The sequence below is a fragment of the Amycolatopsis sp. NPDC051903 genome (assembly GCF_044452505.1).
Classification (GTDB): Bacteria; Actinomycetota; Actinomycetes; order Mycobacteriales; family Pseudonocardiaceae; genus Amycolatopsis.
In genome coordinates this window covers 71,160-91,792 of record NZ_JBITBT010000004.1, presented here as the reverse complement: position 1 = coordinate 91,792, position 20,633 = coordinate 71,160, and the positions used below count along the sequence as shown (strand labels likewise).

Sequence of the window (20,633 nt, the reverse complement as noted above, 5' to 3'; positions counted from 1 at the left end):
GTCCTCTCTCGTCAGACCGGCTTGGCCTGGTTGAGGTAGATGCCCGGGTAGCCCTGGGCGTGCACGCCCGTGATCGCCTTCGGGTCCCAGGCCGTGCCGAGCTGCGTGAACACGATGGGGTAGATCACGGCCTGCTCGGAGATCAGGTCCAGCAGCTGCTTGTTCAGCGCGGTGCGCTTGGCCTCGTCCGGCTCCGCGGCGGCCTTGTCCTGCAGCGACAGCAGCGCCTGGGTGTCGGCGTTGTTCCAGCGCGCGTACTTCGTCATCATCAGCGACGAGGCGTCGTAGTAGTAGCGGATGAGCAGGTCGGGGTCGTTGCCGAACTGCATGGGGTTGTTCGTGGTGGACACGACCTGGAAGTCGTTGCCGTTGTCCAGCTTGGAGAACAGCGCCTTGGTGTCCTGGGAGTCCAAAGTGGTCTGCACGCCGATGGCGTCCCAGCCCTCCTTGATCACCTTCACGCAGTCGAGCACGAGCGAGGTGTTGGTGGTGGACAGGGAGATCTTCAGGTTCGTGACGCCGGCTTCGGCCAGCAGCTGCTTGGCCTTCGCCGGGTCGTAGGTGAAGCTCTGCGACGCCGGCTGCGACTGCGGCAGCTTCGGGTTGATGAACGACGTGCCCGGCGTGCCGGTGCCGCGCAGGCCGATCTCGATCATCTTCTTCTTGTCGATGGCGTAGTGCAGCGCCTGGCGCACGCGTTTGTCGCCGAAGGGCGCGTGAGCGGTGTTGAACATCAGGTACAAGTTGTTGCCGCCGTCGGCGAACTCGACGGTGCGGCCGGCCTTGCGCAGCTGGTCGGCGTTGGCGGCGGGGATGTTCTCCACGATCTGCGCGTCGGGCTTCGCGCCGGAGATCGCGGCCACGCGCGGCGCGGAGTCCACGATGGACTTCCACAGCATCTTCTGGTACGCCGCCGGGCGCGGGCCGTTGTAGTCCGCGAACTTCTCGAACGACGTGTGCGAAAGCGGCGCCTGCTCGGTGACCTGGTACGGGCCGGAACCCACGACCTTGCCCCCGGCGGCGAGCGGCCAGTTGTTCTCGAACACGTGCTTCGGCACGATCTTGCAGATCTGGATCCGCTGCAGCGCGTAGGGGAACGGGAACTTGAGCACGAACTCGACGCTGCGGTCGTCGACCTTCTTCACCTCCTTCAGCCACTGGGCGAAGAAGCTGTGGATGAGCACGTTCTCCTTCGGGTCCAGGGCGCGGGCGTAGGTGAAGACCACGTCGTCGGCCGTCACGGGCTGCCCGTCGTGCCACTTGGCGCCGTCGCGCAGCTCGAACTCGATGCTGGTACCGCTGACGTCGGCCGGCAGGGCCTTCGCGAGCCCGGCGAACGGCGCGCGCGTGATGGGGTCGCCTTCCACCAGCGATTCGTAGCTGTGCAGGATGGCGGCCATGGAGAACGCCGAAGCGGTCTGCAGCGGGTCCCACGACTGGTTGTTGCCGTAGCCGATGACAGCGGTGAGGGAGTCCGTGGAGCTGCCGGTCTTGTTCGTCGAAGCGGGGCCGCCGCACGCGGCGATGGTCGACGAGAAGGCGGCGGTGGCGCCCACGAGGCCCGCGTAGCGCAGCAGTGTGCGCCGGTCGAACGAAGGGCCGGTCCCCATGGCGGTTCGGGACATCGGTGTCTCCTGACTGTGTGTTTCACCCACCAGAGGTCATAGGACGTGGGACGTCCTATGACTGGGCGAACCCTAGAACCCCGCCGGGTACCGGTCAAGGGGACGTGGCGTTTTCGGCATCGGGCCGAGACCGGCAGGGTATGACGTAGGATGTCCTCCGATGGCGACGTGCCAGCGGAGGAAGAACCATTCGGGGAGACAGTTTTGGCGCGCCCGCAACGCAGCGAAGAGATCACCAAGCAGATCATCGATCTGATCATCGACCGCGACCTGCCGCCCGGCGCGCCGATGCCCACCGAGCTCAGCCTGATGGACGACATCGGCGTCAGCCGGAACTCGATCCGGGAGGCGATCAAGGCGCTGCAGGCCCTCGGCATCGTCGAGATCCGGCACGGCTACGGCACGTTCGTCGGCTCGGCCGGATCCGAAGCGCTGCAGACGTGGCTGCTGTTCCGCACGCGGACCCGCGGCGCCAGCGACGCGGGCCGGCTGCGTGATCTGCTGGAGGTCCGCGAGATGATCGAGACGGAGCTGACCCGGCGCGTCGCGCTGGAGCACCGGCCCGAGCTGATCGCGGACCTCGAAGCCTGCGTCGCCCGCATGCGCCGCAAGGGCCCCGATGCGGCGGTCGCCGACCGCGAGTTCCACGACCTCATCTGCGCCGAAGCCGGCTTCGACCTCGCCCGTGAGCTCACCGGCCTGTTCTGGGACGTCTACCGCGCGGCGGAAGCCGAACTCGGCGGCCCGGCTTCGTCCGCCGCGGGCACCGCCAAACGCCACCAGGTCATCGTCGACGCCCTGGTGTCGCGTGATGCCGAGGCCGCGGCGGAGGCCGTGCACCGCCACTTCGACGAGGTGCGCAAGCGCGCGAAGGCGGGTCGCTACGGCGGCTTCGGCGAAGCGCGCCCGGTGGAGGCCGATTCCGCGGTGTTCTGACGCGCGTCCGGCCCGCGGAGGCAGTTCGGCGAGGCGTACGCCAGGTGGAGCGCGATTTCCCGGCGGTGCGGCCGGGGCGTTCGTACACTGGGCGGCCGGACCTTGGAGGTGCCTTCTGGACGCTCCGGAGATCGAGCTGCTGGCGCGGTCGGCGGCGGGCGACGAGGCGCTGGCCGGCGCGGTCAGCGCGGTGGTGAACGCGGTCTACGCGACCGCGGAGAAGGGCCTGTGGCTCGGCCGGGCCGACCGGACGTCACCGGCGGAGGTGGCGGGCCTGATCGCGGCCGGGGAGATCGCGGTGGCGAGACAGCGCGGCCGGGTCGTGGGGTGCGTGCGGGTGCGGCAGGTCGCCGACGGCGTCGGCGAATTCGGGCTGCTGGCCGCCGCGCCGGAGCTGCAGGGCGCGGGCATCGGGCGGCGGCTGGTGCGGTTCGCGGAGCAACGCTGCCGCGCGCTGGGCGACCGGCGGCTGCAGCTGGAGCTGCTCGTGCCGCGGGAGTTCGAGCACCCGTCGAAGCAATTCCTGGCCGCCTGGTACACGCGGCTGGGCTTCCGGGTCGAGCACACGGCGACCGTCGAGGCGACCTACCCGCACCTCGCGCCGCTGCTGGCGACGCCGTGCGATTTCGTGGTGTACCGCAAGGACCTGACCGCCGGCGGTGAGCAGCGGTGACGACGCGGCTGGACTGGATCGGCCTGGTGCGCCACGGCCAGAGCACCGGCAACGTCGCCCGCGAGATCGCCGAGGCCGAGGGGCACGCCGTCATCGACATCGCCGAGCGCGATGCCGACGTGCCGCTCAACGGGCTGGGCGAGCGGCAGGCCCGCGCCGTGGGGGAGTGGCTCGCGGGCGACCCGCCCGACCTCGTCGTGGCCTCGCCCTACCTGCGGGCCCTCGACACGGCCCGGATCGCGCTCGGCGTCGCGAAGGACAGCGGCGTCGAAGTGCCCGGCGGCCTGCGCGTCGACGAACGCGTCCGCGATCGTGAGCTCGGTGTCCTCGACCTGCTCACCAGCCGCGGGGTCGCCGAACGCTGGCCCGACGAGCTGCGGCGCAAGCAGCGCCTCGGCAAGTTCTACTACCGCCCGCCGGGCGGCGAATCGTGGGCCGACGTCGTGCTGCGGGTGCGGTCGCTGCTCGCCGACCTGAGCGCGGAGACGCCGGGGCAGCGCGTGCTGTTCGTCGCCCACGAGATGACGGTGTTCGCCCTGCGGTACATCCTCGAAGCCGTGCCGGAACGGGAACTCCTCGCCGCGGCCGCCCGCACGGATGTGCCCAACGCGTCGGTCACCACGTGGGAACGCGGCCTCGAAGGCGGTTACCGGATGACCCTCGCCCAGGAGACGGGCCACCTCGGCGCCCTGCTGAGCTGAACGATCGGCGGCATGATGGGGCACAAGATCGACAGCCGCACGCTCGAGCGACCAAGGGGAAGCCATGAAGCTCGACCTCGACGGGAAGACTGCGCTCGTCACCGGATCGACGCAGGGGATCGGCGCGGCGATCGCCGCCGGGCTCGCGCGGGCGGGCGCTCGCGTGGTCGTCAACGGGCGCACCGAAGCCCGGGTCGCCGAAGCGCTGCAGGAGCTGGCCGGTCAGGTGCCCGGCGGTGAGTTCGTGGCCGGCGCCGGCGACGTGACCACCGACGAAGGCGCCCGCGCGGTCGTGGCCGCGGCGGGGCGGCTCGACGTCCTGGTCAACAACCTCGGCATCTTCGGCGCCGCCGAGCCGCTCGAGATCACCGACGACGAGTGGCGCCGCTACTTCGAGGTCAACGTGCTCGCGGCCGTACGGCTCACCCGCCTGACCATGCCCGCCATGATCGAGCGCGGCTGGGGCCGGATCCTCAACGTCGCGAGCGACTCGGCGGTCGTGATCCCCGCCGAGATGATCCACTACGGCATGTCGAAAACCGCGCTGCTGGGCGTCTCACGCGGCTTCGCCAAGGCCGCGGCGGGGACCGGCGTCACGGTCAACTCCGTGCTCGCCGGTCCCACGCACACCGGGGGTGTCGAGGACTTCGTCCACCAGCTCGTCGAGCAGGACCTGCCGTGGGACGAAGCCCAGCGGGAGTTCATGAAGACCCACCGCCCGCAATCACTACTGCAGCGGCTGATCGAGCCCGAGGAGATCGCGAACCTGGTGGTGTACCTCAGTTCGCCGCTCGCGTCGGCCACCACCGGCGGGGCGGTCCGGGTCGACGGCGGTTACGTGGACTCGATCCTCCCGTAGCGCTCAGGGCTCGCCGAGCCGGTCACGCACCTGGCGCTCGACGAGCACGGGCAGGAAGCTGCGCACGCCGGCGTCGTCGAAGTGCTGCCGTTGCGCGCTGATCGTGCTGGTGATCTCCGGTTCCCGCGCTTGGCCGTACTCGTCGACGAGCCGGGACTTGAGCGCGGAGAAACTCTCTTCCTCGCCCTTCACCATGAGGTCGTTCATGCCGAGGTGCTGGGTCATCGCCGTGCCTTTCCGTGGTCGCGTGCCCTACTGGTTGCTGCCCGCGTCCGGCGCTGTTCAAACGGCGGGCGGCCCGCCACCCGGAAAGACCTGGTGTCAATTTTGACCACCTGGTAGAAATTCTGGCGACGCGGCGCACCGCCGCCGACCGCGAAGCCAAGGAGCTGGAATGGGCAAGCTTTCCGTGCAGCTGTACTCGGTCCGCGACGCGTTCGCGGCCGACCCGGCGGACACCCTGCGGCGGCTCGCCGCGATCGGGTTCACGCAGGTCGAGCCGTACGGCGTCGTCGAGAACGTGGCGGCGCTGTCCGCCGGGCTGCCGGCCAACGGGCTGACGGCGCCGACGGCGCACGCGAAGCTGATCGGCGAAGACCAGCACGCCGTGTTCGCCGCCGCGAAGCAGCTGGGCATCGCCGTGGTCATCGACCCGCTGGTGAAGCCCGAGCAGTGGCAGGACCCGGCCGACATCGCGGCCACCGCGACGGCCCTGAACGCCGCGGCGAAGGTCGCCGAGGAGCACGGCGTGCGCGTCGGCTACCACAACCACTGGTGGGAGCTGGAGTCGCGCGTCGAGGGCCGCAGCGCCCTCGAGGTGTTCGCCGAGCAGCTCGACCCGGCGATCGCGCTGGAGGTCGACGCCTACTGGGCCACCGCGGGCGGCGAGAACGCGCCGGAGCTGCTGCGCCGGCTCGGCGACCGCGTGCACGCGATCCACGTGAAGGACGGCGCGCTCGCCACCGACGCGTCCGGCCAGGTCCCGGCGGGCCGCGGCAGCGTGCCGCTGCCCGAGGTCCTCGCCGCCGCGCCGCAGGCGCTGCGCGTGGTCGAGTTCGACCGCTACGACGGCGACCTCTTCGACGGCATCGCCGCCAGCTTCGCTTACCTCACCGAGGCCGGGCAGTGACGGGTGGCCCCGTCGGGGTCGGGCTCATCGGCGCCGGCGTCATCAGCGACACCTACCTCGAGAACCTCACGAGCTTCCCCGACGTGCGCGTGCTGTCCGTCGCGGACCTCGACGTGACCCGCGCGCGGGCGCAGGCGGACAAACACGGGGTGCCCCACGGGCAGACCGTCGCGGAGCTGCTCGCGGACCCGGAGATCGAGCTGGTCGTGAACCTCACGATCCCGGCCGCGCACGTCGAGGTCGGCCTGGCCGCGCTGGACGCGGGCAAGAGCGTGTGGGCCGAGAAACCGCTGGCGCTCGACCGGCAGACGGGCCGCAAGCTGCTCGACCGCGCCCGCGAGAAGGGGCTGCGCGTGGCGAGCGCGCCCGACACCGTGCTCGGCGCGGGCCTGCAGACGGCCCGGCGCGCGATCGAAGCCGGCCGCATCGGCGAACCGCGCACGGGGCTCGCGCTGTTCCAGACGCCGGGGCCCGAAAGCTGGCACCCGGCGCCGGAATTCCTGTTCCAGGACGGCGGTGGCCCGTTGCTGGACATGGGCCCGTACTACCTCACGGAACTCGTGCAGCTGTTCGGCCCGATCCGCAAGGTCACCGGCGCCGGCGGCCGCGCGCGCGACACCCGCGTGATCGGCTCCGGCCCGCGGGCCGGCACGGAGTTCGCGGTGACGGTGCCGACCACGGTGACCGCGCTCGTCGAGTTCACCCTCGGCGGCAGCGCCCAGGTGGTGCTGAGCTTCGACTCCGCGGTGGTGCGCACGGGTTTCGTCGAGGTGGCGGGCACCCTCGGCACGGCCGTGCTGCCCGACCCGAACCGCTTCGACGGCCCGACGAAGCTGCACCTGCTGGGCGCGGCCGAGCCGGAAGAGCTGACGCCGCAAGGACATCCGGCGTCGCGCGGCACGGGCGTGCTGGAGCTCGCGCGGGCGATCCGCGCCGGCGTGCCGGAACGCGCGTCGGGCGAGCTGGCCTACCACGTGCTCGACGCGATGCTGGCCATCGACGAATCGCTCACGCGCGGCCGGTCGGTGGAGGTGACCTCGACGGTCGCGGTGCCGCCCGCGCTGCCCGAGGGCTGGGACCCCTACGCCCGCACGCTCTAGTCGAGGGGGACGGTGAGCAGGTTCTGCAGGTAGAACCGCAGCGAGCCCACGAGGTCCACATCGGCGGGAGTGGTGAGCCACTGGACCTGCAACCCGTCCATCAACGCGATGAAGGTCAGGGCCGCGAAGTCGGGGTCGACACCCTCGCGCAGCTCGCCCGTCCCGGCGAGCACGCGGAACGAGTCGACCACGCCTTCGCGGGCCTGCCGGTAGTGCCGGTCGAAGTACTCGTGCGCGGGGTGGTCCGGGGCCACGGCCTCGGCCGCCAGCCGCGAGTACAGGTCGACGATGCCGGGGTGGCGCACGTTGTGCCCGGCCAGCGCGACGAAGTGGCGCAACACTTCCAGTCCGGGCGGCACCGTCAGCTGCTCGCGTTCGGAGTCCTCGGCGTCGCGCCGCTCCAGCACGGCGGCGAGCAGCGCTTCCTTGGTGGGGAAGTAGTACAGCAACCCGGCGTGGCTGATGCCGGCGCGCTTGGCGATCTCCCGGAGCGAAGAACCGTGGTAACCCGCCTCGCCGTACACCACGGCCGCCGCCGAAATGATGTCCTCGCGGCGGATCCGGCCCTTCAGGTAGCCCCCGGTCACGGCAGGGCGATCGGTTCGGCGGCGTGCATCCGCCCATCATGCCGCAGCCGAGTTTCGATCGTCCGACGTGATCGTTCGAACAAACAAGTTGCACGAACCGGTGGTGGCTGTGCGACCATGGCCCGACGATCGAGGGAGGAACCGCCCGAATGACCGACGTTCCCCGGCTGCCCCGCGCCGCCCGGTTCGCGACGTGGAGCTTCTTCGCGCTCAACGGGTTCGCGGTCGGCATGTGGGTGGTGCACATCCCCGTGGTCGAGCGCGCCACCGGCATCTCGCACACCACGCTCGGCGCGCTGCTGCTCGTGCTGGGCGGCGCGGCGTTCGCCGGCATGCAGGTGTCCGGTCCGCTCGCCGACCGCTTCGGCCACCGCCGCGTCGTCCCCGCGGCCGGCGTCCTGCTGGGGCTCGCGCTGTTCCTGCCCGGGCTCGCGACCAGCTGGTGGACGCTCGGGCTCTCGCTCGTGCTGTTCGGCTTCTGCAACGGGTCCCTCGACGTCGCCATGAACGCCCAGGCCGTGGTCGTCGAACGCGCCTACCCGCGCCCGATCATGGCGGCGTTCCACGCGATGTGGTCGATCGGCGGCGCGCTCGCCGCGGTCGTCGGGGCCGCGGTGCTGGGCGCGAACGTGCCGACCGCGGTCACGCTCAGCGCCACCGGCGCCCTGTGCGTCGCCGCGTCGCTGGGCGCCGGGCGGCTGCTGCTCGACAGCCGGCGGCCCGAACCCGCCGACGCCGACACCGACCCCGCGCCAGTGGGGAATGGCCGGACGCCGATGCGCGTCGTCTGGCTCCTCGGCGCGCTGGCGTTCGCGCTGATGCTCTCGGAGGGCGTCGCGAACGACTGGGCGGCGCTGCACCTGCAGGACGTGCTGGGCACGTCGGCGAGCACCGCCGCGCTGGCGTACGGGTCGTTCGCCGTCGCGATGACCGTCGGGCGCTTCGCCACCGACCGCGTCGCCGCGCTGGCCGGTCCCGTCGCGGTGGTGCGCTACGGCTCGACGCTGGCGGCGGTCGGCGTCGGGACGGCCGCGCTGGCGCCGTGGGTGCCGCTGGCCCTGATCGGCTGGGCGCTGTTCGGCCTGGGGCTGTCCGGTGGCGTCCCGCAGCTGTTCACGGCGGCGGGCAACCTCGACACGCGCGCGTCCGGCGCGTTGATGGCCCGGGTCGTCGGGCTCGGCTACGTCGGGTTGCTGGCGGGTCCCGCGCTGATCGGCGGGCTCACGCGCTGGATGCCGCTCAACGTCGCCTTCGCGGTGCCGTTCGCCTTGTGCGTGGCCGCCGTGGTGGCGGCGCCGGTGATCGGCCGGAAGCGCACCAGGGAGCCGGAGAAGGTCGGCTGAAGCCGCCTCAGCTGCAGGTTTCCGGGCCGAGGGTCTCCCCGCCGCCGGTGAGGATGAACCGGGCGCCCGGCGGGCTCTGGTTGCGCAGCGTGCACACGATCTGGCGCACCGCCAGGTCCGACAACGCGGTCACCGAGCTGGACAGCTGCACGACCGTCCCGCCCGCCGACGTCAGCACGGTGGCCGGTACCACGGATCGCGGCACCTCGGTGGTGAGCCCGTCCGCCTGCTCGGCCGGGGTCGGGCCCTGCGCCAATGCGTTGATCGCCGCCGCGCCGGTGAGGTCCGTGCCGTCGCGCTGGACCTGGGTGAGCGACCCGTCGGCCACGAAGTAGACCGAGTCGCGCGCCCGGTCGATCTCCGGCGCGGCCGGCCCGCTCGGCGCGTCGCCGCCGGGGATCGCGCCGCTGGGCCGCACGCCGCACGCCGTGGCCGTGAGCGCCACCAGCAAGATCGCCGCCGCCACGCGCCGGATCACCCGGCACCTCCCGCCACGGGCAGGCGCAGGGTGAACGTGGCGCCACCGCCGGGGCGGTTGGCCGCGGTGAGCGTGCCGCCGTGCAGGTTGGCGTTCTCCCACGAGATCGCGAGCCCGAGCCCGCTGCCTTCCGAGCGGGTGCGGGCGGTGTCGGCCTTGTAGAAGCGGTCGAACACGTGCGGGAGCACCTCCTCGTTCAGCCCCGGGCCTTCGTCGGTCACTTCGATCGTGACCCAGCCGTCGGCCGCGCTCAAGCCGAGGCGAACCGGGGGAGCGCCGTGGCGCAGCGCGTTGCCGACGAGGTTCGCGACGATCACGTCGAGCCGCCGCGGGTCGAGCCGGGCGCGGATGCCCGGCGGCAGCTCGGTCCGGATCTCGTCGGTCCAGCCGCGGGCGCGCAGCGTGGCGACGAGGGCGTCGGCGACGTCCACGTCGTCGAGCGCGAGCGACGCCGAGCCGGAGTCGAAGCGGGTCACCTCGATGAGGTCGTTGACGAGCCGCGTGAGGTTGTGCGTCTCCTGGCTCACCAGCCGCACCGCTCGGCCGGCGATCTCGGGCAGGCCGGCGACCTCGGACTCGAGCACGTCGGTCACGGCGGTCATGGCCGCCAGCGGAGTGCGCAGCTCGTGGGACACGTCGGCGACGAACCGCCGCGCGTCCGCCTCCATCCGCTCCAGTTCGGTCACGTGGTTCTGCAGGGATTCCGCCGTGGTGTTGAAGGTTTTCGCGACGGCGGCCAGCTCGTCGGTGCCGCGGACGGTGAGCCGCGTGTCGAGATCACCTTCGCCGAGCCGGTGCGCCGCGGTACGCAGCTCCCGCACCGGCTCGAGCACGCTGCGGGCGGCTGCGAGCGCCAGCAGCAGGGCCAGCAGCAGCGCGCCACCGCCGGTCAGCCACGCGTTCCGCGCGAGCTCGGCGATGCTCGCGGACTCGTCCGCGAAGCCTTCCAGCAGGTAGACCGTGATCCCGGACGGCCGGTTGTGGTGCGACTCGGGCGTCGTGACCATGAGCTGGGTGCCGATCAGCAACCCGGTCTGCCCGCCGGCGTCCACGCGCTGCCAGCCCACTCGGCCGCTGTCGACGATCTCCTTCAGGTCGGGCGTGATCAAGGTCTGCACATTCCGGTTGCCGCCCGTGACGTTCCCGCTGATCACGACCGCGGATTCTTCGCGGCCGGCGATCTCGCCGGCGAGGGTCGTCAGCTCGTTGCTCGTCGGCACGCGGACGTTCAGCGGGTAGACCTGCTGGATGCGGTTCTCCATCTCGACGACGGCGCTGTCCTGGGCCTTCTGCAGGATGGTGGTGCGCGCCGACCGGTAGCCGATCCCGGCGACGGCGATGGTCGTGACCACGCTCAGCAGCACGAACGCCGCCAGGAGGCGCGTGCGCAGGCCCCAGGCCCGCCACAGCTTCACGGGCTTCTCTTCACAGTGGCCCGAAGCGGTATCCGAACCCGCGCAGGGTCTGCACGTACACCGGCGCTGCGGGGTCGTCCTCGATCTTCGCGCGCAGGCGCTGCACGCAGGCGTCGACGAGCCGTGAATCGCCGAGGTAACCCTGGTCCCACACCGATTCGAGCAGCTGCTGGCGGCTCAGCACGCGGCCCGGGGAAGCGGACAGCTCCAGCAGCAGCCGCAGCTCTGTGGGGGCGAGGCTGACCGGTGTGCCGTGTTTGCCGACCACGAGGCCGTCGCGGTCGATGGTGAGGTCGCCGTGGCGTTCGAGCTCCGGCTTCGGCGTGCCGGCCTGGCGCGGTTCGCCGCCGGTGCGCCGCAGCACAGCCTTGATCCGGGCCTCCAGCACGCGCGGCTGCGCGGGTTTCACCACGTAGTCGTCGGCGCCGGCTTCGAGCCCGGCGACCACGTCGATGTCGTCGTTGCGGGCGGTGAGCATGATGATCGGCAGGTCGCCGGCGGCGCGGATGCGCCGGCACACCTCGAACCCGTCCATGCCGGGCAGCATCAGGTCGAGCACGACGACGTCGGCGGCGGCCGCCGAGTTCAGCCGCGCGAGTCCTTCTTCACCGCTTTCCACCGCTTCGACGGTGTGGCCCTGGTAGGTCAGGGCGATCTGCAGGCCGTCGCGCACGGCCTGGTCGTCTTCGATCAACAGCACCCGGGGCATGGTTCTCACTATCGCAGCGCTCTCCCGTGCCCGCCCGTCCGGATCCCGGACAGTCCACAGCGGACACCTCCGGCGAGGATCCGCGCGCCGTCTCACCGGTCGGTGCGCGCTACGTCATGGTTGTGTAACAGCCGGCGTCCGTGCGGAGCTGTTACACAACTGTCGGACTCCGGGGACCCGGCGCGGGCGGGAGGCGGACATCCGCCCGCGATCGTGAACGGCATGATCGAGCTCTTCCGCTCCCGTGCCGCGGCCTACGCGGCGCTCGCCCGCTTGCTGGCGGTGCTGGTGCTGCCGGTGGCTTTCGTGCGCTCGCCCGGCCGTGCCCGCCACCTCGCGTGCCAGTGGGCCCTGGCGCTGCGGTACCCGGCCGAGGACCTCGCCGGCCTCACGCCCGCCGCCCGCGAAGCCTTCACCGCGGCCCGGACCGAAGCCTTCTGGCGCGACGGCCAGCTCATCGGCCTCACCTCCGGTCACCGCGACGCCGCCGAGCAGCACGCGATGTTCCGCGCGGAGGTCCGCCGCACGGGCTCCGCCGGGCGGGCCCGCCAGCGCGTGCTGCCGCCGGAAGAGTCCGGGCACGTCGCCGGTTACGCCCTCGACGTCCGCCCCACCGAAGGCGCGGCCTGGCTCGAACGCCACGGCGCGGCCTACCGCCTCCACCGCCGCTACGACAACGAGTGGTGGCACTTCGAGTACCACGCCGACACCGTCCCGCTGCGCCTCCCGTGCCCGGGCACGCTGCCGGCCGTCGTGGCCTGAACGCGGCAAGCGGCGTTCTGCTGGAGGCCGGTCAGTGGGCCGTATAGGCCTGGGTTGTCCGGGATGTGGTCGTGCCGGCAGCGCCAGAGGATTCTGGTCCAGGCTTGGGCCAGGATTCTTGCGTCGTGGGGGTGGTGGCAGCCGCGTTCGCGGGCCCGGTGGTAGGAGCCATGGGCAGGGGTTGGCGCACGGGGTGTTGGGCCCATTCGATGACTGCGGCTCGGAGCTGTTTGTTGCGGCCGCGACGGTAGGCGACGTGATGGCGCTTGCCAAACCGCATACGCCTGTCGCCCCTGACGTCCGCCAGTGAGCTCAGCGCTGCGGCGCCACGCCGACGAGCATCATCAGCGTGTCCGCCAGTTCGCCGACCGCCCGTTCGCGCGCCCGCTCCGACAGGCCCGCGCACCACACCGGCGCCTGGCTCATCGAGGCGTGCAGGCACTGCAGCACGGTGTCGACGGAGGTCACGGTGAACTCGCCCGATTCGACGCCCTCGGTCACGAGGTCGCGGAACAGGCGGTCGTGGCGGCGGCGCAGGGCCTTGATGCGGGCGCGCTGCTCGTCGGGCCAGTCGCGGGGGACGAGGAACAGGCGCAGGGCCGCGGGGTGGTCGCGCACGGCGATGGTGATGTGCTCGTGCAGCAGCGCCCGCAGGCGTTCGGACACCGAGCCGTCGAGTGAGGCCAGCAGTTCTTCCAGCCGGACGGTCCACGAGTCGCCGAGTGTTTCGATCGCGGCTGTGCCGAGTTCGTCCTTGCTGGCGAAGTAGTAGTACAGCGAACCCTTCGTGACGTCGAGCCGGTCGGCGACGTCCTCGATGCTCACCGCGTCGTAGCCGCGCTCGCCGAACAGGTCGGCGGCGGCGGTCAGGATCTCCTGGATCCGGCGGCCGCGTTTGCGCGCCACGCGGTCGGACGCGGGCCGCTGCGCCGTTTCCTGCTGGGGGCTCACCGGCGGCTCCCGGACTGCTCGCTGATCACCGACGCCAGGGTACCAGTTTAACCGCAACGCCAAACATTGACTTTCGATTCAAAATTCGTCACGGTGGTCAGGCAACGACGCGAACCTGTCGAAGGAGCGGTAGTGAGCACGCAGACGTACGAGGACATCCGCTACGAGCTCGACGGCCCCGCCGCGGTCGTCACCATCGACCGGCCCCACCGCCACAACGCATTCACCGCGCGCACCGTCGAGGAGCTGATCAAGGCGTTCCGCTCCGCGTGGGCCGACCCGAAGGTGCAGGCCGTGATCCTCACCGGCGCCGGCGAGAAGGCGTTCTGCACCGGCGGCGACGTCAAGCAGCGCGCCGAAACCGGTGACTACGGGCCGAGCGAGAGCGGCCTGTTCGAGATCGGCAACCTGCACAAGCTGATCCGCGACATCCCCAAACCCGTGATCGCGGCCGTCAACGGCGTCGCCGTGGGTGGCGGGCACGTGCTGCACGTGCTGTGCGACGTCACGCTCGCCGCCGACACCGCGCGCTTCGGGCAGGCCGGTCCGCGCGTCGGCTCGTTCGACGCGGGGTTCGGCACCGCGTACTTGGCTCGGGTGGTGGGGGAGAAGAAGGCGCGCGAGATCTGGTTCTGGTGCCGCCAGTACGACGCGGCCGAGGCCGAACACATGGGGCTGGTCAACAAGGTCGTGCCCGCCGCCGAGCTGATGACCGAGGCCAAGGCGTGGGCGGCCGAGGTCGCCGAGAAGAGCCCGACCGCGTTGCGGTTCTGCAAGCAGTCGTTCAACGCCGACACCGACCACCAGGCGGGGCTGAGCAACCTCGCGATGTCCGCGCTCGACCTGTTCACGGCCTCACCCGAAGGCCTCGAAGGCGCCGCCGCGTTCGGCGAGAAGCGCAAGCCGGACTTCGCCGCCCACGTGAACTGGCACTGAGCCGTGGACTTCCGGTTCGGTGAGGACGAACAGTCCTACCGCGACGAGCTGCGCCGGTTCGCCGGCAAGGTCCTCGCCCCGCACTACCAGTCCGACGACCGCGCCGGGCGGCTGCGGCCCGGGCTCGTGGCCGACCTGGCCGCGATGGGGCTGACCGGCCTGCGCATCCCGGAACGCCACGGCGGGCAGGAGGCGAGCGCCGTCGTCGCCGGGCTCGCCGCCGAGGAGGTGGCCCGCGGCGACTTCAACGCCGCCTACCTCATCATCGTCAGCGCGCTGATCAGCGACGTCCTGGCCCGCAACGCCACCGCCGACCAGCAAGCGCACTGGCTGCCGCCGATCGCGTCCGGCGCCGTGGTGCCCGCGTTGTGCGTGACCGAACCCGGCCACGGCACCGACGCGGCGAACCTCGAACTGAAGGCCGTGCCCGACGGCGACGGCTGGCGGCTGACGGGCGAGAAGACGTCGATCACCCTCGGGATGGCCGCGCACACCGCGCTCGTGCTCGCCCGCACCGGCGGGCCCGGCGCCCGGGGCGTGAGCGCGTTCTACGTCGAGCTCACCGCCGAGCACGTGTCCCGGTCGGCGTTCGACGACCTCGGCAGCCGCTCGATCGGTCGCGCCGCCCTGCACTTCGACGGCCTGCCCGTGACGCGCGACGACCTGGTCGGCGAAACGGGCGGCGGGTTCGTCTCGGTGGTGCAGGGCTTCGACTACTCGCGTGCGATCATCGGCCTGGCGTGCCTCGGCGCGGCACAGTCCTCATTGGACGAGACGCTCCGCTGGGCCCGCGACCGCGAGGCGTTCGGCGCGCCGATCGGCACGTTCCAGGGGGTGGCGTTCCCGCTCGCGGAGTGCGCCACGTACGTCCGCGCCGCCCGGCACGTGTGCTACGAAGCATTGTGGCGCAAGGACCACGGCCTCGAGCACAGCACCGAGGCGGCGATGGCGAAGTTCTGGGCGCCGAAGCTCTCGGCCGAGGTGATCCACCAGTGCCTGCTCACCTTCGGCCACCTCGCCTACTCCAGCGAAAGCCCGCTCGGGCAGCGGCTGCGCGACGTGATCGGCCTCGAGATCGGCGACGGCACCGCGCAGGTGTCGAAGCTCGTGATCGCCCGCAACCTGCTCGGGCGCGCGTACGCACCCTGATCCCGACTTCGAAAGGCCCGCCATGGGAAAGCTCGACGGCAAGATCGCGATCGTCACCGGTGCCGGCCAGGGCATCGGGCGGGGGATCGCCCGCAAGCTCGCGGCCGAAGGCGCGCACGTCGTGGTCGCCGACCTGAACGAGACGACCGCGAAGGAGACCGCGGCCGAGTTCGGCGGCACGGCCCGCTGCACCGACGTGACGTCGCGCGAGTCGGTCGACGCGCTCGCGCGCGAAGTGGTGGACCGCTTCGGCCGCATCGACGTGCTGGTGAACAACGCGGGCTGGGACAAGGCGAGCCCGTTCGTCGACTCCGACCCGGCCGACTGGGACCGCGTGATCCGGATCAACCTCTACGGCGTGCTCACCACGACGAAGGCCGTGCTGCCCGTGATGGCGGTCCAGGGCGGCGGCACGGTGGTGAACATCGCGTCCGACGCCGGCCGCGTCGGGTCGTCCGGCGAGGCCGTGTACTCCGCCGCGAAGGGCGGGGTGATCGCCTTCACCAAGTCGATCGCGCGCGAGATGGCGCGCCACCACGTCAACGCCAACGCCGTGTGCCCCGGCCCGGCCGACACCGCGCTGTTCGCCTCCCTCGGCGGGGACGACCCGCGGCTGCGCGAAGCCCTTACCCGCGCCATCCCGTTCCGCCGCCTCGCGACGCCCGAGGACGTGGCGGGCGTGGTGGCGTTCTTCGCTTCCGACGAGGCCGGTTACGTGACCGGCCAGACCGTCAGCGTCAGCGGCGGCCTCACCATGAGTTAGGGAGGAACCCCGATGGTGTTCACCACGATCCTCGACGAGGAGCAGATCGCGAAGTACACCCGCGCGGGCTTCTGGGTGGACCGGACCATCACCGACCACCTCGACGCGGCCGCCGCGGCCACGCCGGGCAAGACGGCGTTCGTCGACTCGCGCCGCAGCGTCACCTACGGCGAGCTGCGCACCCAGGTGGACGCGTGCGCGCTGCGGCTGCTGGACCTCGGCGTCGGGCCCGGCGATGTCGTGTCGTTCCAGCTGCCCAACTGGATCGAGTGGCTCGTGGTGCACTTCGCCGCCACGCGCATCGGGGCCGTGAGCAACCCGCTCATCCCGATCTACCGCGAGCGCGAGGTCGGCTTCATGGTGGGGCTCGCCAAGTCGAAGGTCGTGGTGGTGCCGGGCGAGTTCCGCGGGTTCGACCGCGCGGCCGTGATGACGCGCCTTCGTCCACAGTGGCCTGAGCTGGAGCACGTGCTCGTGGTGGGCGGGAAACCTGGCCAGGGCACGCTGTCCTGGGAGGACTTCCTCGCGGCGCCCACCTCGCGCGACCCCGCGCAGCTGCCGGCCCTGCGGCCGGACCCGAACGCGGTGACGCTGCTCATCTTCACCTCTGGCACGACCGGCGAGCCCAAGGGCGTGCTGCACACGCACAACACCGTCGGCGCCATGAACAACCCGCTGCCCGCGCGGCTCGGGATCACGGCGGCCAGCGTGATCCACATGGCCTCGACGCTCGCGCACCTCACCGGTTTCCTCTACGGCGCAAGGCTGCCCGTGCAGAACGGCGCCACCGGCGTGCTGCAGGACGTGTGGGATCCCCGGCGGTTCGTGGAGCTCGTCGAGGAGCACGGCATCACCTACACCTCCGCCGCGACACCGTTCCTGCACGACACCCTCGCCGCGCCGAACCTCGCCGAGCACGACGTGTCGTCGCTGGAGCGGTTCTGCTGCATGGGCGCGCCGATCCCGCGCGCGCTCGTTCGCGAGGCTTCGCGGCGGCTGCCCGGCACGGTCGTGCTCGGCGGCTGGGGCCAGAGCGAGAACGGCCTGGTCACCCTGGGCGTCCCCGGTGATCCGGACGACAAGCGCGTGGACACCGACGGCTGCCCCTGGCCCGGCATGCGGATTCGCGTCGTCGGCTTCGACGGTGCCGAGCTGCCGCCGGGGGAAGAGGGACGGCTGCAGGTGACGGGGCCGTTCCTGTTCGTCGGCTACGCCGAGCGCCCGGAGCTGACCCGCGCGAGCTTCGCCGGCGAGTGGTTCGACACCGGCGACCTGGCCACGATCGACGCCGACGGGTACCTCACCGTTCGCGGCCGCACCAAGGACGTGATCATCCGCGGCGGTGAGAACATCCCCGTGGCCTACGTGGAGAACGTGCTGTACGAGCACCCGGACGTGGCGGGCGTGGCCGTGGTCGCGATGCCGGACCCGCGGCTGCAGGAGCGCGCCTGCGCGTGCGTGACGCTGCGGGACGGCGCCGCGGAGCTGACCTTCGAGGCGATGCGGGAGTTCCTCGAGGACAAGGGTGTCGCGAAGCAGTACTGGCCCGAGCGGCTCGTCGTGCTGGCCGAACTGCCGCGCACGGCGAGCGGGAAGATCCAGAAGTTCCAGCTGCGCGAGCGGGTCAGAACCGGCGCGTGAACGGCAGCGGCTTGCGCATGCGGATCAGCAGGAGCAGCGGCACGAGCACGTACGGGAGGTTGAACGCGAGGAACTTCGCCGGGTTGCCGGTGCGCATCGCGGGGTCGCCGAAGAACTCCACGCCGAACACGACGACGCCGGTGAGCGTGACGATCATCGTCGCGTAGATCACGGCGAAGAGCTGGATCCCGTTCTTGCCCCAGAGCAGGCACACCACGAGCACGACGTAGAAGGGCATGTACACGAACGCCGAGAGCCCCGTGACGATCCGCATCCAGTCCGGCGGGTGCATGAACAGCACGTCGGCGTCGTGGGCGTACCAGTAGTTGGAGTTGACGAAGAAGTTGCTCGACGGGCGCGAGAAGTCCACCCCGACCGTGGGCAGCAGGTCGCTGATGAGCGAGGTGACGGTGAACGCGGCGAACACGATCGCGAAGAAGATGTCGATCCCGCGTCGGCGCAGCGGCAGGTTCGCCGGGGTGGTCATGCGCTGATCCTAAACGGACGGATCAGGCCGCGTTCTGTCAGTGTGGCCGGTTAGAGTGGGCCCGTGAACGCGTTCCAGGTCTGCTTGTGGGTCTTCGCCGGTGTCTGCGCGCTGTGCTGGGTGCTTTCGGTGCTCACGCGGGAGTACTCGTGGGTGGACCGGATCTGGTCGCTGGTGCCCGTGGCCTACGTCGGGATCTTCGCCGGTTTCGCGGGCTTCGCCGACGCGCGGCTCGACGTGCTGTTCGTCCTCGTGCTGCTGTGGGGTGCGCGGCTGACGTTCAACTTCGCCCGCAAGGGCGGCTACGCGCGCGGCGGCGAGGACTACCGCTGGGTGGTGCTGCGCGGGAAGATGGCGCCCTGGCAGTTCCAGGTCTTCACCTTCTTCTTCATCACGATCTACCAGAACGCGATCCTGCTCCTGATCACGCTGCCCGCGTGGACCGCGCTGGAGCACCGCACGGCCTTCGGCGCGGGCGACGTCGTGGTCGCGGTGCTGTTCCTCGCCTGCCTGGCGGGGGAGACGGTCGCGGACCAGCAGCAGTGGACCTTCCACCAGTGGAAGAAGCGCGAAAGCGCCGCCGGCCGCGTGCCCGACCCGCGGTTCCTGCAGACGGGGCTGTTCCGGTTTTCGCGCCACCCGAACTTCTTCTTCGAACAGGCGCAGTGGTGGCTGGTCTTCGTGTTCGGCGCGATCGCGTTCGGCGGTGTCCCGTGGACGATCGCGGGCGCGGTGCTGCTGACGCTGCTGTTCGTCGGCTCGACGATCTTCACCGAGAGCATCACGCGCGGCCGGTACCCGGAATACGCGGACTACCAGAAGCGCACGTCGCCGGTCGTCCCGTGGCTTCCGCGGCGCGTGGCGGTACAGTGATCTGAACCACTCGACGCGGGTTCCGGCGAACGAAACCGGGCTTCGCGTCGTCGATGTCTTTCACCACTGGGGGTGGGGGATCGGTGTGGAATGGGGGTTTTTCAATGATCGGTTTCGAGACCGACCTCGACGACCTGCGCAAAGCGAGCGGGTTCGTCGCCAACGCCGGTGACGCCGCGACCGCGGCCGCCGGCGGGGTGAAGAAGGAGGACGTGCCGGAAGCCACGGGTGCTGCCGCGATCCTCGGCGCGGTCACGCCGTTCGGGGGCGGCCCGACGACGGCGTTCGGCCGCACGCTCGGGATGCGCTCGGTCGCGGCCGCGTACGAGTACCACCGGCAGAAGGTGCAGGAGGCGCTGGAGAAACTGGCGTACTCCACGCACGAGTCGAGCGTGGCGCTGCAGCGCGTGGCCGAGATCTACGAGGCGGCGGACGAGAACGCGCAGGCCGGCCTGCGGCGCGCGGCCGGCGGGGGTGCGTGATGGGCGACGACTACTTCGGGCTGCAGTCCTCGTCGTCGGACGAAGACGACCGGACTTCGCTGCTTTCCGGCGTGAGCGACGACCTGCTCGACGGCGCGAACGACGCGCTCGACGGGTTGCAGTACCTGCGCTACGCGGAGTTCTTCGCGTGGTCGCTCTCGGAGGAGAACTACCAGCAGCGCCAGGAAGAGATCGCGGACGTGTTCCGCGAGTTCTCGTCGGCCGACCTGACCGATCAGGGCGACGGGCTGCAGGCGATGATCAACGACTACGAGCTCGTCTGGAAGAACCTCGGCCGGCACTCGATCACCGAGCTGCGCCGGGCCAAGGAGCTGATGACCAGCTGGCGCGGCAACGCGGCCGAGGACGTGAAGACCTACCTCGACCGGCTGTCGGAGACCTACGACCAGATGGCCACGGAGATCTCCGTGCTGGAGAGCGGCGTCGTCGCCGCGCGTGACGCGGTGTGGGGCGCGCGCCGGGACCTGACGAACCTGGCGGCGACGTTCAAGGACACGGCGCAGAAGTACCAGGAGGCCAAGGCGAAGGAGGGGGAGATCTCGCTGTCGAAGGTGATGACCACTGCCTTCACCGCGGCGTTGGTCGGCTTGCTCGCCGCCGTCGCGACCCCGGCCGCGGCGGGCGCGGAGATCACGCTGGCCGCGGCGGGCACCCAGGCCGCGGCGGCCGGCGCCGGCGCGGGCATCAGCGAAGTCGTCGCCGAGGGCACGGCCCGCATCGAGGGCGACAACGCCACCGACATCTACCAGAGCTTCTTCGACAACGTCGGCAAGCTGCGCTCGGCCATGCACGACTCGACCGGCGACCTGGTCGACAAGATCCGCGAAAAGGCCGACGCGCTGCCCGAAATCCCGGCCCCGCCCGACGTCAGCCCCGGCGCCACCTTCGACCCGGACGCGTTCGAGACCACGCACACCTCGAAGCGCACCGAGGACAACGTCCGCCGCGAAAACGTCGACATCGCCCCGGACGGCGGCCTGTCACGCCCGATGACCCCCTCGCGGCTCGACTGA

The 20,633-nt window shown here is 71.2% G+C and carries 23 protein-coding genes; 15 read left to right on the top strand and 8 right to left on the bottom strand.

The features are described 5' to 3' along the window. Window positions 1–11 precede the first annotated feature (11 nt). On the bottom strand, window positions 12–1,625 hold the full coding sequence (locus ACIA77_RS11495; protein ID WP_395885746.1) for an ABC transporter substrate-binding protein: 1,614 nt from the start codon (window positions 1,623–1,625) through the stop codon (window positions 12–14). Window positions 1,626–1,829: 204 nt separating this feature from the next. On the opposite strand from ACIA77_RS11495, the gene ACIA77_RS11490 reads away from it, so the two are divergent. From ACIA77_RS11490 to ACIA77_RS11475, 4 genes are all read left to right on the top strand, one after another. Then, on the top strand, window positions 1,830–2,561 hold the full coding sequence (locus ACIA77_RS11490; RefSeq protein WP_395885745.1) for a FadR/GntR family transcriptional regulator: 732 nt from the start codon (window positions 1,830–1,832) through the stop codon (window positions 2,559–2,561). A gap of 190 nt (window positions 2,562–2,751) precedes the next feature. Then, entirely contained in the window at window positions 2,752–3,234 is a 483-nt protein-coding gene (locus ACIA77_RS11485; protein WP_395885744.1) for a GNAT family N-acetyltransferase, read from the top strand. After that, the gene (locus ACIA77_RS11480; protein ID WP_395885743.1) at window positions 3,231–3,935 is read left to right on the top strand and encodes a histidine phosphatase family protein; all 705 of its coding nucleotides are present in this window, start codon (window positions 3,231–3,233) and stop codon (window positions 3,933–3,935) included. The genes ACIA77_RS11485 and ACIA77_RS11480 overlap by 4 nt, the downstream gene beginning before the upstream one ends. A 64-nt stretch (window positions 3,936–3,999) precedes the next feature. Continuing rightward, window positions 4,000–4,794, top strand: a complete 795-nt coding sequence (locus ACIA77_RS11475; protein ID WP_395885742.1) for an SDR family NAD(P)-dependent oxidoreductase — start codon at window positions 4,000–4,002, stop codon at window positions 4,792–4,794. A 3-nt stretch (window positions 4,795–4,797) separates the two neighbouring features. Here the strand turns inward: ACIA77_RS11475 and ACIA77_RS11470 are convergent, their stop codons facing one another. Beyond that, window positions 4,798–5,019 (bottom strand): three-helix bundle dimerization domain-containing protein, encoded by a 222-nt coding sequence (locus ACIA77_RS11470; RefSeq protein WP_395885741.1) that lies wholly within the window; start codon window positions 5,017–5,019, stop codon window positions 4,798–4,800. Between the two features lie 169 nt (window positions 5,020–5,188). On the opposite strand from ACIA77_RS11470, the gene ACIA77_RS11465 reads away from it, so the two are divergent. Both ACIA77_RS11465 and ACIA77_RS11460 read left to right on the top strand, forming a co-directional pair. Then, a complete protein-coding gene (locus tag ACIA77_RS11465) occupies window positions 5,189–5,923 on the top strand; it encodes a sugar phosphate isomerase/epimerase family protein (RefSeq protein WP_395885740.1) in 735 nt (244 codons plus the stop codon). After that, complete coding sequence (locus tag ACIA77_RS11460) at window positions 5,920–7,023, top strand: Gfo/Idh/MocA family protein (protein ID WP_395885739.1); 1,104 nt, start codon at window positions 5,920–5,922, stop codon at window positions 7,021–7,023. Before ACIA77_RS11465 ends, ACIA77_RS11460 begins: the two co-directional genes overlap by 4 nt. Here ACIA77_RS11460 and ACIA77_RS11455 read toward each other — a convergent pair. Beyond that, window positions 7,020–7,610 carry a TetR/AcrR family transcriptional regulator gene (locus ACIA77_RS11455; protein WP_395885738.1) on the bottom strand — a complete coding sequence of 197 codons (591 nt, stop codon included), beginning with the start codon at window positions 7,608–7,610 and terminating at the stop codon, window positions 7,020–7,022. The two genes, ACIA77_RS11460 and ACIA77_RS11455, sit on opposite strands and share 4 nt — an antisense overlap. 149 nt (window positions 7,611–7,759) lie before the next feature. On the opposite strand from ACIA77_RS11455, the gene ACIA77_RS11450 reads away from it, so the two are divergent. After that, on the top strand, window positions 7,760–8,953 hold the full coding sequence (locus tag ACIA77_RS11450) for an MFS transporter (RefSeq protein ID WP_395885737.1): 1,194 nt from the start codon (window positions 7,760–7,762) through the stop codon (window positions 8,951–8,953). Window positions 8,954–8,960: 7 nt separating this feature from the next. On the opposite strand, the gene ACIA77_RS11445 is transcribed toward ACIA77_RS11450, so the two are convergent. The 3 genes from ACIA77_RS11445 to ACIA77_RS11435 are packed head-to-tail and all read right to left on the bottom strand — an operon-like array spanning window position 8,961 to window position 11,555. Beyond that, the gene (locus ACIA77_RS11445; RefSeq protein ID WP_395885736.1) at window positions 8,961–9,431 is read right to left on the bottom strand and encodes a GerMN domain-containing protein; all 471 of its coding nucleotides are present in this window, start codon (window positions 9,429–9,431) and stop codon (window positions 8,961–8,963) included. Then, entirely contained in the window at window positions 9,428–10,840 is a 1,413-nt protein-coding gene (locus ACIA77_RS11440) for an ATP-binding protein (protein ID WP_395886193.1), read from the bottom strand. The genes ACIA77_RS11445 and ACIA77_RS11440 overlap by 4 nt, the downstream gene beginning before the upstream one ends. A 16-nt stretch (window positions 10,841–10,856) precedes the next feature. Beyond that, a complete protein-coding gene (locus tag ACIA77_RS11435) occupies window positions 10,857–11,555 on the bottom strand; it encodes a response regulator (RefSeq protein ID WP_395885735.1) in 699 nt (232 codons plus the stop codon). 222 nt (window positions 11,556–11,777) lie between these two features. On the opposite strand from ACIA77_RS11435, the gene ACIA77_RS11430 reads away from it, so the two are divergent. After that, entirely contained in the window at window positions 11,778–12,317 is a 540-nt protein-coding gene (locus tag ACIA77_RS11430) for a D-alanyl-D-alanine carboxypeptidase (RefSeq protein WP_395885734.1), read from the top strand. A gap of 312 nt (window positions 12,318–12,629) precedes the next feature. On the opposite strand, the gene ACIA77_RS11425 is transcribed toward ACIA77_RS11430, so the two are convergent. Beyond that, window positions 12,630–13,268, bottom strand: coding sequence for a TetR/AcrR family transcriptional regulator (locus tag ACIA77_RS11425; RefSeq protein WP_395885733.1), 639 nt, complete (start codon window positions 13,266–13,268; stop codon window positions 12,630–12,632). 132 nt (window positions 13,269–13,400) lie between these two features. Between ACIA77_RS11425 and ACIA77_RS11420 the strand changes: the two genes are divergently transcribed. From ACIA77_RS11420 to ACIA77_RS11405, 4 genes are read left to right on the top strand one after another with little or no spacing between them, the layout of a single operon-like run. Next, the gene (locus ACIA77_RS11420) at window positions 13,401–14,204 is read left to right on the top strand and encodes an enoyl-CoA hydratase-related protein (protein ID WP_395885732.1); all 804 of its coding nucleotides are present in this window, start codon (window positions 13,401–13,403) and stop codon (window positions 14,202–14,204) included. Between the two features lie 3 nt (window positions 14,205–14,207). Continuing rightward, window positions 14,208–15,353, top strand: coding sequence for an acyl-CoA dehydrogenase family protein (locus ACIA77_RS11415; protein ID WP_395885731.1), 1,146 nt, complete (start codon window positions 14,208–14,210; stop codon window positions 15,351–15,353). Between the two features lie 22 nt (window positions 15,354–15,375). Further along, window positions 15,376–16,116, top strand: coding sequence for an SDR family NAD(P)-dependent oxidoreductase (locus tag ACIA77_RS11410; protein ID WP_395885730.1), 741 nt, complete (start codon window positions 15,376–15,378; stop codon window positions 16,114–16,116). Between the two features lie 12 nt (window positions 16,117–16,128). Continuing rightward, on the top strand, window positions 16,129–17,757 hold the full coding sequence (locus ACIA77_RS11405; RefSeq protein ID WP_395885729.1) for an AMP-binding protein: 1,629 nt from the start codon (window positions 16,129–16,131) through the stop codon (window positions 17,755–17,757). Here the strand turns inward: ACIA77_RS11405 and ACIA77_RS11400 are convergent. After that, entirely contained in the window at window positions 17,741–18,244 is a 504-nt protein-coding gene (locus ACIA77_RS11400) for an EXPERA domain-containing protein (protein ID WP_395885728.1), read from the bottom strand. The genes ACIA77_RS11405 and ACIA77_RS11400 overlap by 17 nt on opposite strands. Window positions 18,245–18,307: 63 nt before the next feature. On the opposite strand from ACIA77_RS11400, the gene ACIA77_RS11395 reads away from it, so the two are divergent. The 3 genes from ACIA77_RS11395 (at window position 18,308) to ACIA77_RS11385 (ending at window position 20,633) form a co-directional block, all read left to right on the top strand. Further along, the gene (locus tag ACIA77_RS11395) at window positions 18,308–19,117 is read left to right on the top strand and encodes a DUF1295 domain-containing protein (RefSeq protein WP_395885727.1); all 810 of its coding nucleotides are present in this window, start codon (window positions 18,308–18,310) and stop codon (window positions 19,115–19,117) included. A gap of 104 nt (window positions 19,118–19,221) precedes the next feature. Continuing rightward, window positions 19,222–19,599: a hypothetical protein gene (locus tag ACIA77_RS11390; protein ID WP_395885726.1), complete on the top strand. Its 378-nt coding sequence runs from the start codon at window positions 19,222–19,224 to the stop codon at window positions 19,597–19,599. Beyond that, window positions 19,599–20,633, top strand: a complete 1,035-nt coding sequence (locus tag ACIA77_RS11385) for a hypothetical protein (RefSeq protein WP_395885725.1) — start codon at window positions 19,599–19,601, stop codon at window positions 20,631–20,633. The genes ACIA77_RS11390 and ACIA77_RS11385 overlap by 1 nt, the downstream gene beginning before the upstream one ends.